We start from the raw sequence: 14,520 nt of genomic DNA on the forward strand, positions 1-14,520 counted from the left end.
AGCAGGCAGGCAGTATAAAAGAGGCAAAAACGCTTCATCTTGATTTGGGGCAGGATCCCTGCGCTATTTCGACCGCCAGCAGGCTTGCCAGACCGGAAGCCTTCTGATTGATCTCCTGCCACTCGAGCCTGGCTTCTGAACCAGCCACAATCCCGGCCCCGGCATACAACCGCACGCTATTCCCTTCGACCAACGCAGAGCGAAGCGCCACGGTAAACTCACTCTCATCTGCCGATAACCACCCAACCGAACCGGCATACCAGCCCCGTGCGAAGGATTCATGCTGCTGAATAAACTGCTGAGCCGGCTGGCGGGGTAATCCGGCGACGGCAGCGGTAGGTTGCAGACGTTGCAGCACCTTCACATCATCCTGCTGGTGAAGATGGCCCTGAATATCGCGCTTGAGGTGCTGGACCTTACGCAACCGCACAATCCGGACTGGGGAAACATCCAGACCGCCGATCAGCGGCTGCAGGCGCTGGCAAATATCCTCCACCACCAGGCCATTTTCCCGGCGGTTCTTTTCATCCTTTAATAACGCGTCCGCCAGTTGCTGCGCCAGATGCGGATCGCTGTCGCTGGCACAGGTTCCGGCCAGCGCTTCGCTGCTTAACGCCAGCCCCTTGCGATGAAAAAGCTGCTCAGGACTGGAGCCAATAAACGCCTGCTGCGGCGTCAGCGCCAGCATAAAGTGATAGCATTCGCGGTTAACCTTGCGGCTGGCATTCAGCAATGCAGCCGGAGAAATTTCCTGTGAGAAGTGTAAATCCGTGGCTCGCGCCAGCACCACTTTATCCAGGTCGCCTTCACGAATGGCCGCTAACGCCGCCTCAACCTGCTGCTGCCAGCCGCTAAAATCCGGAGAATGTTGACGCGCGGTCAACCGTTGAGGAAGGTTGCCAAGGGGTTTTTCGGGCAGGAGCCGATCGATAAGTTCCAGCGCGTTTTGCGCCTCTTCCCGCAAATTACCCTGCAGGAAAACGCTTAGAGTGTCCTCGCGAAACAGCACTCTGGGCAGGAACAGACAACAATGCTGAAGGGCAAATTCATTAGCCCCCACCAGACAACCTTCGTCAGGTAGCGAACGGAGGAGGTGATCTGCTTGTTGCAATGACTCTGCGCGGCAGACTTCGCCCAGCGCCATCAACGTTTGCCCGCCGCTGCGGTGTTGCCAGTAAAACTGCGGCCACACCGGCTGCGAGGCCAGCCAGCCTAAGGCATCAGGTTTGCCAGAAACCGTTGCCGAAAGGCACAGGAAACCCTGCTGAGCCAGGCTGACAGAGCGCAGTTGTTGTTGCAGTTGTTGTAAGGCGGAGGCAAATGACATGGTGCAATCCAGACAAACTCAAGTCAGGCCAGTCTACCCGCCGGGGCAACGGCAGCCTTTGATCTGAGCCAGGTCTGAGCGGGCAAAACCGGCTGAGAAGCGCCGGAGGCTGATGCGCAAAGGTCGGCAGAAACAAAACGGGCGTCCCGAAGGACGCCCGCAGCTTTTGCCTGATGACGCAGACCTTAACGGCGCGCCAGCAGTAATCCTACGACCAGGCCCAGAGTGGCGCCAACGCCAATTCCCTGCCATGGCTTTTCATGCACATATTCATCTGCACGATACGCAGCTTGTTTCGCACGAACGTAATAGGTGTCAGTGGCGTTGCTCACGCGTGACTTAACCTCGTTCAGCGAGTTCTCAGCTTTCGCCTTCAGCTCCATGTATTTCTGATCCGCTGGATCTCCGGAAGATTTGAGAACCTCTTCCAGTGTTTTAGTCAGCAGCGCCAGGTCGTCGTCCAGGCGGGTGTCTTCAGGTGCAATCGTTGTAGCCATAACATCTCCTTGTGCGAATAAGAATCTCCACTAACTATAGACAGTTTTTGCCAGACTGCCTGCGCAGACGACCAGGAATCGACTGATAATGTTGCCTTTAACGCTTGCCGTCATTTTGCGAACATGCTGCTGATCTCTTTGAACGCCTTGAACTCCAGCGCGTTACCGCAGGGATCGTAGAAGAACATGGTCGCCTGTTCCCCCACCTGCCCTTTAAAGCGGACGTAAGGTTCAATCTCAAACTTCACCTGGAAGTCTCTCAGGCGCGCAGCCAGTTGTTCCCACTCTTCCCAGCTCAGCACCAGGCCAAAATGCGGAACCGGCACGCCGTGGCCGTCTACGTGGTTGGTGTGCACTTCAGCTGGTGCCGCATTTTTAGGGGCCTGATGGATAACAAGCTGATGACCATAAAAGTCGAAATCAACCCATTGCTCGCTGGAACGCCCTTCAGCAAGATTGAACACGGTGCCGTAAAAGTGGCGGGCAGCCGCAAGGTCATGAACAGGAATTGCCAGATGGAAGGGGCTGAGGGCCATGGTTATCTCCGGAAAACGCTAAAGGTCATTGTGAACCCCCATTCTTAACGAGTATATTTTTGATGAAAAGCGAATATATTTGCAACGAATCAACACTTATTTTGCTGAGTGGATGCCATGTTACGTGAACTGAAAACCTTTGTTGCCGTCAGCCAGTTCGGCACTTTTTCCGCTGCTGGCCAGCGAGTTGGTCTGACGCAATCTGCGGTCAGCGCCCAGATGCGGACGCTGGAGCAAGCGCTGGGGATGCGTTTGTTTGACCGTTCTGGCCGCGCCATAGCGATAAATGCTGACGGCACAAGAGTACTGCCGATGGCAGAAGAGATCCTGGCGCTGTTTGCCCGCATGGCTCAACCGGAAAATCTGGCTGATTATCGCGGGGTGATTAAAATTGGTGCCATCTCTTCGGTGCAGACCGGGCTGCTGCCAGCCGTACTGGTCAGCGTGCATCAACAGGCTCCTGCCCTTGAAACCAAGCTGATCCCTGGCGTCTCGTCCAGCCTGTTGACGCAGGTGGATGCCGGGAATATCGATCTGGCAGTGATCATTAAACCCAGCTTCGCCCTGACCAAAGATCTCTACGCGCAGACAGTGCAAAAAGAACCTTATGTCCTGATTACCCCGCAAGGTATAACCGGTGATGATGTCGTTGAGATCATTCAACAGCAGCCTTTTATCCGCTACGACCGGTCCTCTTTTGGCGGCAGAATGGTCAGCCAGTTCCTGCGCGAGCAGCGGCTGGATCCGCAGCTGGCGCTGGAAATCGATGAAATTGATGCCATCGTAAAAATGGTGGAGATGCAGTTAGGTGTGGCCTTAGTGCCTCTGGCGGGATTGTGGCGAGATCGCCCGGCAAATGTGCGTATCCTGCCGCTTGGTGAGCTAACCTTCTATCGCGAGCTGATTGTGGTGATGAGACAGGCTAACCGTCAGGCCCCCTTACATAAATTCTTTACTGGCACGCTAATCAAACACGCCATTTCAAAACAGGAACCGTCTGATAACGGCTGAAAAGCGCCTGCTTTCAGAGGAAAACACTGCTTTTGTTAGATTTATCTGATAAATTTTTCGTTAACTGAATCTTTGAACTCACGGACTGTCCTACTTTGCTGTGATGAAGTTCACACATGAGTAGGCAAGGCTGCAGGTCAGCTACAGTGTGCAGCTACACGACAGTCTCTCCAAACTCCGTTAAGCAAAGGGAATGACTTCTGGCATGAATCGAAGAAAGTTTATGAAAGCCTCGATGGCTCTCGGTGCGGTAAGCGGCATGTCCGGTTTATCGGCCTTATTTGCACAAGCAGCCTGGGCTGATACCGATATCGCCGATGGTTCCGCTAAGAAATTTGATTTCGATGTGCTTAAGCAAATGGCAGCCAGCCTTGCGAAAAAACCTTACGGTGGCGCGCCAGCTCCGTTGCCAGAAACCCTGGCAACGATGACCCCGCAGGCTTATAACGAAATTCAGTACGACGCCAATCACTCATTGTGGAATGACATTCCCAATCGTGAGCTTGACGTTCAGTTCTTCCACGTAGGCATGGGCTTTAAGCGCCGCCTGCGCATGTTCTCTGTTGATGCTTCAAGCCGTGAAGCGCGTGAGATCCACTTCCGTCCGGAGTTGTTTAACTACAACAACGCCAAAGTGGACATGAAACAGCTGGAAGGGAAAACCGATCTGGGCTTTGCCGGTTTCAGGGCGTTCAAAAAACCTGAGCTGGCCAGCAAGGACATTGTTTCCTTCCTGGGAGCAAGTTACTTCCGTGCCGTGGATGAAACCTATCAGTACGGTCTTTCCGCCCGTGGTGTGGCTATCAACACCTTCGGCAGCCATGAAGAGTTCCCTGACTTCACCGCATTCTGGTTTGAAACGCCGAAGGCTGATGACACCACCTTTACCGTCTACACCCTGCTGGATGGCGAAAGCTGCACAGGCGCCTTCAAATTCATCATCCACTGCGAAGATAAGCGTGTGGTGATGGAAGTGGAAAACCACCTGTATGCGCGTAAAGATATTGAGCAACTGGGCATCGCGCCGATGACCACCATGTTCAGCTGCGGCAACAACGAACGCCGCATGTGCGACACGATTCACCCACAAATTCATGACTCCGATCGCCTGGCGATGTGGACGGGTGGAGGGGAATGGATTTGCCGTCCGCTGAACAACCCGCAGCGTCTGACGTACAACGCTTATAAGGATGAGAATCCGCGCGGCTTTGGTATGTTGCAGCTTAACCATGACTTCCAGGATTATCAGGATGTGATTGGCTGGTACAACAAGCGGCCAAGCCTGTGGGTTGAGCCTGTCGGGAAATGGGGTAAAGGTGCCATCAATCTGATGGAGATCCCGACTACGGGTGAAACGCTGGATAACATTGTTTGCTTCTGGCGTCCTGAAGAAGCGATCAAGGCAGGCAGCGAGCACAGTTTCAGCTATAAACTTTACTGGAGTGGCTTGCCACCAGTGCGCAGCGGCTTGTCCCGCGTGAACGCAACCCGCACCGGCATGGGCGGCTTCCCTGAAGGCTGGGCACCGGGCGAACACTATCCGGATGTCTGGGCTCGTCGCTTTGCGGTGGACTTTGTCGGTGGCGATTTGAAAGCTGCTGCGCCGAAAGGCATTGAGCCGGTGATCACCACTACCTCAGGCACCATCAAGCAGGTGGAGATCCTCTACGTTGAGCCAATTGACGGGTACCGCATCCTGTTCGACTGGTATCCAAACAGCGACTCGGTCGAGCCAGTGAACTTACGCCTTTTCCTGCGCACCAAAGACGAGACGCTGAGTGAAACCTGGTTGTATCAGTATTTCCCGCCAGCGCCAGACAAACGTAAATACGTCGATGACCGCCAGATGACGGCAGGTTAACAGACAGGAAAAGGGCCGCTTAGCGGCCCTTTTTGGCTTCAGCTGGCTGGATAAGTCGAGATAATTTCCAGTATGCCGTTAATGATAAACTGCACACCCATGCAGATCAGCAGGAACCCCATCAGACGCGAAATGGCTTCAATGCCGCCCTTCCCTAACACCCTCATCACCCCGCCCGCACTGCGCAAACATCCCCACAACAGCACGCCTATCGACAGGAAGATCAGCGGCGGTGCCACCACCAGCACCCAATGTGGAAAATCGACGCCATGACGTATCGTTGACGCAGAACTGATAACCATCGCTATCGTCCCTGGCCCGGCAGTGCTTGGCATGGCTAAGGGCACAAAGGCAATGCTGGCCTCGGGTTCACGCGCCTGCTCATCCGTTTTGCTTTGTATCTCAGGCAAATTAACGCCCTTTGGCGGTGGAAACAGCATCCGGAAACCGATATAGGCGACGATTAACCCTCCGGCCACGCGCAGGCCAGGGATAGAGATACCAAAGGTGTTCATCACCAGCTGGCCAGCATACCAGGCCACCATCAGGATAATAAAGACATAAATCGAAGCCATCATGGCTTCCTTGTTGCGCTCGGCGCTGCTCATCTGTCCTGCCAGCCCCAGAAACAGAACCACGGTGGTCAACGGGTTAGCGAGTGGCAGAAGAACCACTAATCCCAGGCCGATCGCCCTCAGTAAATCCGACATTGTGTTGCTCCCAAGATGGAGAAAAATACCCCGGCAACACCGCCAGGTTTTCTGAGTATAGAGGCTGTTACCGCAACAAAATATGAATCGCCAGCGGTTTCCTCTGTTCATCTTTCTTTAGCGCTTAAAACAGAATTGCATAAGCCCTCGTTTTTAAAACAATTCCCACTTTGGTCGCGGATACCCTGCTGCGGGTTTTTCACCTTTTAAAGAGTGAGGTTTCTAATTTAATTCTGTGAATTGAATTAACCTGGCAGGACTGATGGATTGAGCTGAAGGTTAAGACTATATTTAATCGAACTTCAATATCATTATTCGAGGCGGGCATGTTTCTTAACTACTTTGCACTGGGCGTACTGGTCTTCGTTTTTATCGTTATTTTTTACGGGATCATCATCCTGCATGATATTCCCTATCTGATTGCGAAGGCGCGTAATCATCCTCATGCTGATGCTATTCATGTGGCCGGTTGGGTCAGCCTGTTTACCTTACATGTCATCTGGCCATTCTTATGGATATGGGCCACGCTCTACCGCCCGGAAAGGGGCTGGGGAATGCAAAACGAAAGTGCTGTTCTGCAGCAATTGCAGCAACGCGTCGCCGAATTGGAACAGAAACAAGCTGGCATCAACACGCCGCCTCAGGAGTAATGTTATGGATCTGCTCATTATTCTTACCTACGTTGCTATCGCCTGGTCTGTCTTTAAAATCTTCAAAATTCCGGTCAATAAATGGACAGTCCCGACGGCGGTATTAGGCGGGGTGTTTCTGGTTAGCGGATTGATTCTGCTGATGAATTACAACCATCCTTATACCTCGTTAGCCCAGAAGGCGGTAATAACCATTCCGATCACCCCTCAGGTAACCGGCGTGGTCAGTAAAGTCACCGACAAACAAAATGTCCGGATAGCAAAAGGTGAAATGCTGTTTGAATTAGACAAATCCCGCTTTCAGGCGCGGGTAGACAGACTGCAGGCTGATTTGGTTACTGCCATTCACAACACCCAGGCGATGAAGGGACAGCTGGATGAAGCGGTTGCAATCACCTCTAATGCCACAGCCGATCGAGACCGCCTTTTTTCAGACTATCAACGTTATCTCAAGGGCAGCAAAGCTAAAGTCAATCCGTTCTCTGAAAGAGACATTGATACGGCCCGACAAAACTTTCTGGCACAGGATGCGCTGGTGAAGGGGTCTCTGGCCGAGCAAGCGCAAATCAAAAGCCAGCTGGATAGCGAGGTTAATGGCGAGCAGTCGCAGATTGCCAGCCTCAGAGCTCAACTGACCGAGGCTAAGTATAATCTTGAACAAACGGTGGTTCGCGCCCCCAGCAATGGCTATGTCACTCAGGTCCTCATCCGCCCGGGAACCTATGCCGCAGCGCTTCCGTTGCGGCCGGTGATGATTTTTGTCCCCGAACAAACCCGACAGATCATCGCCCAGTTCAGGCAAAACTCGTTGCTTCGGCTTGCCCCAGGCGATGAAGCTGAAGCGGTATTCAATGCGTTACCTGGCCAGGTGTTCAGAGGAAAACTGATCAGGGTCCTGCCAGTGGTGCCTGGTGGCGGCTACCAGGCACAAGGAACGTTACAATCGCTGAATGTCACTCCCGGTTCCGATGGTGTGCAGGCAGTGATAGAGCTGGATGTCAATCCTCAGATCGACTCCCTGCCTGACGGCATTTTTGCTCAGGTAGCGGTCTATTCCGATCACTTCGAGCATGTCTCAATAATGCGGAAAGTATTATTACGGATGACCAGCTGGATGCATTACCTCTATCTTGACCATTAATGAGTAAGCAGGCTCTTTGTTTAAGTCAGGGCGTTGCATAACGCACCTGACTTTTAACGCTTCATTATGCATAAAAACCTATACAAATTTATTTACCTCGTACAAATAAGAGCGGAAAGGTTTTATTTCAGACAATGGAATAATCCATAATCCCTGAGAAAGAAAACCGCCCTGAAAAAAACGAAAATTCGCTTCTCATCACAAAACAAAAAATACCCTTGTTAAAATTAGACAAGCACAGAATGGCAAGCTATAAATTTATTACCCTAAAAATTTCACCTTCCCCTTTCTTCTTAAAAAAGGATATACCAATGAAAAAAGTCATTTTTGGTCTGGCATTGTGTGCATTTTCCGTCAGTTCATTCGCGGCTGAGATGATGACGAAGGCCGAGTTCGAAAAAGTCCAAGATCAGTATACGAAGGTAGGAAACGTGACAACAGCTGGCGAGACCAGTACAGCGGATGCAAAAGCCGAACTGTCAAAAATGGCAGATGAAAAAGGCGGCGATGTTTTTGTCCTGACCTCCGGTAACACCAATAACAAAATCCACGGTACTGCAGACGTCTATAAGAAAAAGTAACCTCTTCCTGAAGAGAGTTCTAGCCTGCCCGCTCTGTTGAGAAGGACAGAGTGGGCAGATTCAACGACCTTTCTCCCTTCCTTTGTGCCTGACCTGCCCTCCCTAATCTGTTGAAAGAACGTTGCGCTTGCCGTGGATGATCCAGTCCTATTTTTCCATATCAATATGCGGAATATTGTCTTCCAGATACTCGTCGCTGACGGGTTCAAAACCAAACCTGCCATAGAAATCCTGGAGATGAGCCTGTGCCGAGAGGAAGATTTTTTGCTGCGGCCAGAAATGTTCGCAAGTGGCAATCGCCTGCTCCATCAACCGGTGTCCCAGACTCAGCCCTCTGGCCTCGCTGGAGACAATCACTCTGCCGATCTTCACTGGCTTGTCTGCCGACTCCGGCGCGAGAATACGGGCATAGGCCAACAACTGCTGATCGAATATTGCCAGCAGATGACGGTTTTCGCCCTGTAAGTCGGCACCATCAAGATCCTGATAAGGGCAATTTTGCTCAACCACAAACACCGCATTTCTCAGCGCCAGCAGCTGATAGAGCTGAGCCGCACTAAGCTCACTGTGATGTAGATCCTGCCAGTACACTTCCATTCTCTCTGCTCCATTATTCAGTTATCTCAATAATGTACAGGTTTCTTTGCCAGAACACTGCTGCCCACTTAACAAGATTTCTTGCACGCCACGACAGTCAGAACTTGTGGTCAGGGAAGTCCGATCAAGCGGCATTCCACATCCCCGGCAGCAGGCAAAAAAAAAACGGACTCTTGCGAGTCCGTTTGTTGGTGACCAGCGTTGATTACATCAACGGTTGAGCCATCTGCACCAGCGAAATCAGTGGCTGAGGGTAAATACCTAACAGCAGCACCATGATCGCGGAGATCAGCACCACCACACCGCCGGCCGTGAAGGCCCAGTTAGCAGGCGTATCACGCTGCAGCAGTTCTGGTGGATTCAGGTACAGGCTGACAGTCACACGTAAGTAGTAGTAAAGACCAATCGCACTGCCTACCACGACAGCGGCAGTCAGCCACCACAGATGTGCGCCAACACCGACCGCAATGATGTAGAACTTACCAATAAAGCCCAGCGTCATTGGAATACCGGCCAGCGACAGCATCATCACTGTCATCACGGCTGACAGAATCGGACGGTGCCAGAACAGACCACGGTAAGAGTAGAGCGAGTCTGCATCCGGGCCACGGTAAGGGCTGGACATCAGGCTGACCACACCGAAGGCGCCCAGGCTGCTGAACAGATAACCTGTCAGGTAAACGCCGGTCGCTTCCAGCGACATCTGGTGAGTCTGGATAGCGATCAACGCCACCAGCAGATACCCAAGGTGCGCGATAGACGAGTAGCCCAACAGACGCTTGATGTTGCTCTGCGAGATAGCCATCAGGTTACCGAACAGAATCGAGGCCACAGCGATAATGGCCAGCACCGTGCGCACTGCTTCGCTATCCGCCACTGGCGCATAGAGGAACAGACGCATAACCACACCGAAGATGGCGATTTTGCTGGCGGTGGCCAGGAAAGTCGAGACCGGTGCAGGCGCGCCCTGATACACATCCGGCGTCCACAGCTGGAAAGGCACCAGCGAAAGCTTGAAGCCCAGACCGACAATCATCATGCCCAGACCGGCCATCAGCAGCGGCTGATGAAGAATGCCATCATTCAGGCTCTTGCCCAGCGCCACAAAGCTCAGGTTGCCGGAGTCAGCATAAATCAACGCCATACCGAACAGCAGGAAGGACGACGCCACCGCAGACATGATGGTGTATTTGATACTGGCTTCCAGCGAGCGTTTTTGCTGGAAAGCATAGCCAACCAGACCAAACAGCGGCAGAGAAATCAGTTCAATCCCAATGAACAGCGAAGCCATGTGGTTGGCGCTAGCCAGCACAATGCCGCCCAGCGCAGCAATCAGCACCAGCAGATAGAACTCTTCGCGGTTATCCGGGTAACCCGCCAGCCACGGATAAGCAAAGGTGCAGGTCGCCAGGCTGGCAAGAATAACCAGCCCGGTATACAGCATCGAATACCCATCCACCCGCAGCAGCGGCGTGACATCCATCGGACCAGCCTGGCCCACAAAGTACAGCGAGAACAGCGCAATGTTCAGGCCAATCACCGCCAGCGTGGCATTGGCGAAGTGGTTGCGTCGCCACGCAATGGACAGCATCACAACTACCACCGTCAATCCGACGATCAGCAGCGGCAGAAGCGCGATCAATTGTTGAGGAGTTATTGTCATGGCGAATTACGGCCTTGTAGTTGTAATTGAAGCGGTATACCACTGCTGAATGTTACTCATCGCAGCATGTGAGGTGTCCAGAATCGGCTGTGGATAGACACCCAGCAGCACCAGCAGAACCACCAGCACCATAATCATCAGGAACTCACGCGCATTCATGCCGCGCAGAGGCGTTTCCGATTTTGGTGCGCCGTAATAAGCACGTTGCATCATGACCAGCGAGTAAACGGAAGCGAACACCAGTCCGAAGGTGGCGATAACGATAATCACCGGCACGGTCTGGAAGCTTCCGGTCAGGATCATAAATTCCCCGACGAAGTTACCGGTACCTGGCATCCCCAGGTTGGCAACAGCGAAGAACAATGACAGACCCGGCAACCATTTAATGCGTGACCACAGGCCACCCATCTGACGCATATCACGGGTATGCAGACGCTCGTAAAGCTGACCACATAGGATGAAGAGTGCTGCGGCTGACAGACCGTGAGCAATCATCTGCACTACCGCACCCTGGAACGCCAGCTGGCTGCCGGTGTAGATAGCAATCAGCACGAAGCCCATATGCGAAATAGAGGTGTAAGCAATCAGACGCTTGATGTCGTACTGCGAGAAGGCCATCCACGCGCCGTAGAAGATCCCGATCAGGCCCAGCACCATCGCAATCGGTGCGAAGTCGTGCGAAGCATTAGGGAACAGCGGCAAGGCGAAACGCAGCAGACCGTAGGCCGCCGTTTTCAACAGGATCCCTGCCAGGTCAACAGAACCTGCAGTAGGTGCCTGACTGTGCGCATCCGGTAACCAGCCGTGCAGCGGAACTACCGGCATTTTCACCGCGAAAGCGATAAAGAAGCCCAGCATCAGCAGATATTCAACATGCTGCGACATTGGCGTTTTCAACAGCTCTTCATAGTTGAAGGTCCAGACGCCGGTTGCATTGTAGTGCACAAACACCAGGCCCAGAATCGCAATCAACATAATCAGGCCGCTGGCCTGGGTATAGATGAAGAACTTGGTGGCTGCGCTGATACGCGTTTTACCGTCCGATGCTTTGTGACCCCACAAGGCGATCAGGAAGTACATCGGCACCAGCATCATTTCCCAGAAGAAGAAGAACAGGAACATGTCGATGGCAAGGAACACGCCGATCACGCCGCCGAGGATCCACAGCAAGTTCAGGTGGAAAAAGCCCTGCCATTTTTCAATTTCATTCCACGAACAGAGGATCGCCATCACGCCCAGCAGACCAGTCAGCACTACCATCAGCAGTGAAAGACCGTCCAGTGCCAGATGCACGTTGATACCAAAACGTGGGATCCAGGAGACGAAGAATTCAGACTGCCACTGCGGAATGCCCGCGGCCTGAGTCAGTGAGTAGCCTCCCTGCAACCAGAGTTGCAGCGAGAGCGCCAGCGTCAATCCCATTGAGATCAGGGCTATCCAGCGCGGCAATTTAGCGCCGAAGCGCTCAAGCTGCCAGCTTAGCAGGCCACCGATGAACGGGATTAATATAAGCCAAGGTAATAACATGGCGGGTTCTTCCCTTCTCTTGTTCCCCGGTCAGGGGAAATATTTTCACAATTCTTTGTTGGGGTAAGGCAACCCGCCTCACCCCGCTCACTAACCTTTAGATCGCCACCAGCAGCGCCAGTACTACTACAGCACCGATGCTCATTGAAGCGACATACCAGCGTAGATAGCCGTTTTCGCTGACCACCAGCCCTTTGTTCGCCAGGCGGGAGAACAGAGCAGGCAGACTCATCAGGCCATCAAGCGGATCGCGTTTCAGTACCCAGGCGACGAACAGATAAGGCTTAACGAACACTTTGTCGTACAGCCAGTCGAAGCCCCAGGCCGCGAACCACCAAGTCGAGAAGAAACGACCCGGCGCGCTTTTGGCGATGCTGGTCACCAGCGTGCGTTTGCCCAGCCACAGGGCTGCCGCCAGCAGGATACCCACAATCGCTACCACGCCAGAGGCGATCTCCAGTGTCAGAACGCTGCCGTGCGCCAGTTCGGCGGTATCCGGCAGAACGCCTTTCAGCGGAGGCACGATCAGTGCGCCAATAAAGGTTGAGAGGATAAGCAGCACAATCAGCGGCAGGTGATGAGTAATCCCTTTGCCCGCGTGCGCTTTGATTTTCTCTTCGCCATGGAAGGTGATAAAGATCATGCGGAAGGTGTACAGCGAGGTCATAAATGCCCCCACCAGACCCGCCACCATCAGATTGAGGTGACCGTTCGCCAACGCACCAGCAAGGATTTCGTCCTTACTGAAGAAGCCAGCGGTAATCAGTGGCAGGGCTGAAAGCGCCGCGCCACCCACCAGGAAGCAGACATAGACCAGCGGAATGCTTTTACGCAGGCCACCCATCTTGAAAATGTTTTGCTCGTGGTGGCAGGCCAGAATCACCGAACCGGAAGAGAGGAACAGCAGCGCTTTAAAGAACGCATGGGTCATCAGGTGGAAGATCGCCGCATCCCAGGCTTGAACGCCCAGCGCGAGGAACATGTAACCAATCTGACTCATGGTTGAGTAAGCGAGAACACGTTTGATATCGGTCTGCACCAGCGCAGCGAAGCCCGCCAGCACCAGCGTTACAGCACCGATAATGCCCACTAAGTGCAGCACTTCAGGCGTCAGCAGGAACAGGCCGTGGCTGCGTGCAATCAAGTACACACCAGCGGTTACCATGGTTGCCGCGTGGATCAGCGCTGAAACAGGCGTTGGACCGGCCATCGCATCTGCCAGCCACGTTTGCAGCGGCAGCTGTGCTGATTTACCTACAGCACCACCCAGCAGCATCAACGTTGCCCACTGCAGCATATGATTGTCTGCAGCGAAGTGCGCCGGCGCCAGCTCAACCATTTCACGGAAGTTCAGCGTCCCCAGCTCGTTGTAAAGAATGAACAACGCAAAGGCCAGGAACACGTCACCAACACGGGTAATGATGAAGGCTTTCATCGCCGCCGCGCCGTTGTTCGGGTTGTTGTAGTAGAAACCAATCAGCAGGTAAGAACAGAGGCCCACACCTTCCCAACCCAGATACATCAGCATCAGGTTGTCGGCCAGCACCAGAACGACCATGCTCGCAATGAACAGGTTGGTGTAGGCGAAAAAGCGGGAGTAGCCCTCTTCCCCACGCATGTACCATGAGGCAAACATGTGGATGAAGAAGCCAACGCCGGTCACCACGGACAGCATAGTCAGTGACAGGCCGTCCAGCGTGAAGTTGACGTCGATCTTAAAGTTGCCAACCTGCATCCAGGTCCACAGCGCCTGAGTATAAGGAGCCTGACCCTGACTGAAGAAATCCATTCCCACGAAGACAGTGGTCAGTGCCGCCAGACCGACGGACCCCATTCCTACAGTGGCAGAAAGATTTTCTGACCAGCGACCGCGTGAAAAGGCCAGCAGCAGAAAGCCAATCAGCGGAAAAAGTACGGTTAAATAGAGAAGATTCATCCGCGCATCTCGCTCACTTTATCAATGTTGAGGTTCTGACTGCGACGATGAAGCTGAAGCAGCAGCGCCAGACCAATACTGGCCTCAGCAGCGGCAAGGCTGATCGCCAGGATATACATCACCTGTCCGTCCGCCTGTCCCCAGTAGCTGCCCGCGACCACGAACGCCAGTGCGGCGGCGTTAATCATGATTTCGAGGCTAATCAACATAAACAGCAGGTTGCGGCGGATAACCACGCCCGTCAGTCCCAGGACAAACAGAATGGCTGCCAAAATAAGGCCGTGTTGCAGAGGGATCATGCGCGTTCCTCCTTGTTGCTTTTCGGTTCGTCACCAGGACGGTTGCTCAGGACTTCGCCCTGACGCTGTTCACGTCCGATATGGTAAGCCACCACCAGACCAGCCAGCAGCAGCATCGAAGCCAGCTCAACGGCCAGAACATAAGGACCAAACAGGCTGATGCCGACCGCTTTCGCGTCAATCA

The 14,520-nt window shown here is 53.4% G+C and carries 14 protein-coding genes and 1 pseudogene; 5 read left to right on the forward strand and 10 right to left on the reverse strand.

Annotated features, from left to right (window positions below):
• Positions 1 to 34: 34 nt before the first annotated feature.
• The 3 genes from WCC56_RS15445 to WCC56_RS15455 all read right to left on the reverse strand — a co-directional run bounded on the left by WCC56_RS15445 (position 35) and on the right by WCC56_RS15455 (position 2,360).
• Complete coding sequence (locus tag WCC56_RS15445; RefSeq protein ID WP_424693228.1) at positions 35 to 1,327, reverse strand: isochorismate synthase; 1,293 nt, start codon at positions 1,325 to 1,327, stop codon at positions 35 to 37.
• Positions 1,328 to 1,512: 185 nt separating this feature from the next.
• Complete coding sequence (gene elaB, locus WCC56_RS15450) at positions 1,513 to 1,824, reverse strand: stress response protein ElaB (protein ID WP_424693229.1); 312 nt, start codon at positions 1,822 to 1,824, stop codon at positions 1,513 to 1,515.
• 110 nt (positions 1,825 to 1,934) lie between these two features.
• Positions 1,935 to 2,360 carry a VOC family protein gene (locus tag WCC56_RS15455; protein WP_424693230.1) on the reverse strand — a complete coding sequence of 142 codons (426 nt, stop codon included), beginning with the start codon at positions 2,358 to 2,360 and terminating at the stop codon, positions 1,935 to 1,937.
• Positions 2,361 to 2,477: 117 nt separating this feature from the next.
• On the opposite strand from WCC56_RS15455, the gene WCC56_RS15460 reads away from it, so the two are divergent.
• Both WCC56_RS15460 and WCC56_RS15465 read left to right on the forward strand, forming a co-directional pair.
• Positions 2,478 to 3,371, forward strand: coding sequence for a LysR family transcriptional regulator (locus WCC56_RS15460; protein ID WP_424693231.1), 894 nt, complete (start codon positions 2,478 to 2,480; stop codon positions 3,369 to 3,371).
• A 205-nt stretch (positions 3,372 to 3,576) separates the two neighbouring features.
• Entirely contained in the window at positions 3,577 to 5,232 is a 1,656-nt protein-coding gene (locus WCC56_RS15465) for a glucan biosynthesis protein D (RefSeq protein ID WP_424693232.1), read from the forward strand.
• A gap of 38 nt (positions 5,233 to 5,270) precedes the next feature.
• On the opposite strand, the gene WCC56_RS15470 is transcribed toward WCC56_RS15465, so the two are convergent.
• Complete coding sequence (locus tag WCC56_RS15470; protein WP_424693233.1) at positions 5,271 to 5,942, reverse strand: MarC family NAAT transporter; 672 nt, start codon at positions 5,940 to 5,942, stop codon at positions 5,271 to 5,273.
• A gap of 326 nt (positions 5,943 to 6,268) precedes the next feature.
• On the opposite strand from WCC56_RS15470, the gene WCC56_RS15475 reads away from it, so the two are divergent.
• The 3 genes from WCC56_RS15475 (at position 6,269) to yahO (ending at position 8,314) form a co-directional block, all read left to right on the forward strand.
• The gene (locus tag WCC56_RS15475) at positions 6,269 to 6,592 is read left to right on the forward strand and encodes a DUF3302 domain-containing protein (RefSeq protein WP_424693234.1); all 324 of its coding nucleotides are present in this window, start codon (positions 6,269 to 6,271) and stop codon (positions 6,590 to 6,592) included.
• Positions 6,593 to 6,596: 4 nt separating this feature from the next.
• On the forward strand, positions 6,597 to 7,733 hold the full coding sequence (locus WCC56_RS15480; RefSeq protein WP_424693235.1) for an HlyD family secretion protein: 1,137 nt from the start codon (positions 6,597 to 6,599) through the stop codon (positions 7,731 to 7,733).
• Positions 7,734 to 8,044: 311 nt separating this feature from the next.
• Positions 8,045 to 8,314, forward strand: a complete 270-nt coding sequence (gene yahO, locus WCC56_RS15485) for a DUF1471 family periplasmic protein YahO (RefSeq protein WP_424693236.1) — start codon at positions 8,045 to 8,047, stop codon at positions 8,312 to 8,314.
• Between the two features lie 147 nt (positions 8,315 to 8,461).
• Here yahO and WCC56_RS15490 read toward each other — a convergent pair whose 3' ends face one another.
• The 6 genes and pseudogenes from WCC56_RS15490 to WCC56_RS15515 all read right to left on the reverse strand — a co-directional run.
• Positions 8,462 to 8,911, reverse strand: a complete 450-nt coding sequence (locus tag WCC56_RS15490; protein ID WP_424693237.1) for a GNAT family N-acetyltransferase — start codon at positions 8,909 to 8,911, stop codon at positions 8,462 to 8,464.
• A 205-nt stretch (positions 8,912 to 9,116) separates the two neighbouring features.
• Positions 9,117 to 10,574 (reverse strand): NADH-quinone oxidoreductase subunit NuoN, encoded by a 1,458-nt coding sequence (gene nuoN / locus WCC56_RS15495; RefSeq protein ID WP_424693238.1) that lies wholly within the window; start codon positions 10,572 to 10,574, stop codon positions 9,117 to 9,119.
• A 6-nt stretch (positions 10,575 to 10,580) separates the two neighbouring features.
• On the reverse strand, positions 10,581 to 12,101 hold the full coding sequence (nuoM, locus tag WCC56_RS15500; RefSeq protein WP_424693239.1) for an NADH-quinone oxidoreductase subunit M: 1,521 nt from the start codon (positions 12,099 to 12,101) through the stop codon (positions 10,581 to 10,583).
• A gap of 97 nt (positions 12,102 to 12,198) precedes the next feature.
• On the reverse strand, positions 12,199 to 14,037 hold the full coding sequence (gene nuoL, locus WCC56_RS15505) for an NADH-quinone oxidoreductase subunit L (protein WP_424693240.1): 1,839 nt from the start codon (positions 14,035 to 14,037) through the stop codon (positions 12,199 to 12,201).
• A complete protein-coding gene (gene nuoK / locus WCC56_RS15510; protein ID WP_034894855.1) occupies positions 14,034 to 14,336 on the reverse strand; it encodes an NADH-quinone oxidoreductase subunit NuoK in 303 nt (100 codons plus the stop codon). Before nuoK ends, nuoL begins: the two co-directional genes overlap by 4 nt.
• Positions 14,333 to 14,520: pseudogene (locus WCC56_RS15515) on the reverse strand (NADH-quinone oxidoreductase subunit J); the annotation flags it as partial. The gene nuoK and the pseudogene WCC56_RS15515, both read right to left, overlap by 4 nt.

The sequence above is a fragment of the Erwinia sp. genome (assembly GCF_049696395.1).
Lineage (GTDB): Bacteria > Pseudomonadota > Gammaproteobacteria > Enterobacterales > Enterobacteriaceae > Erwinia.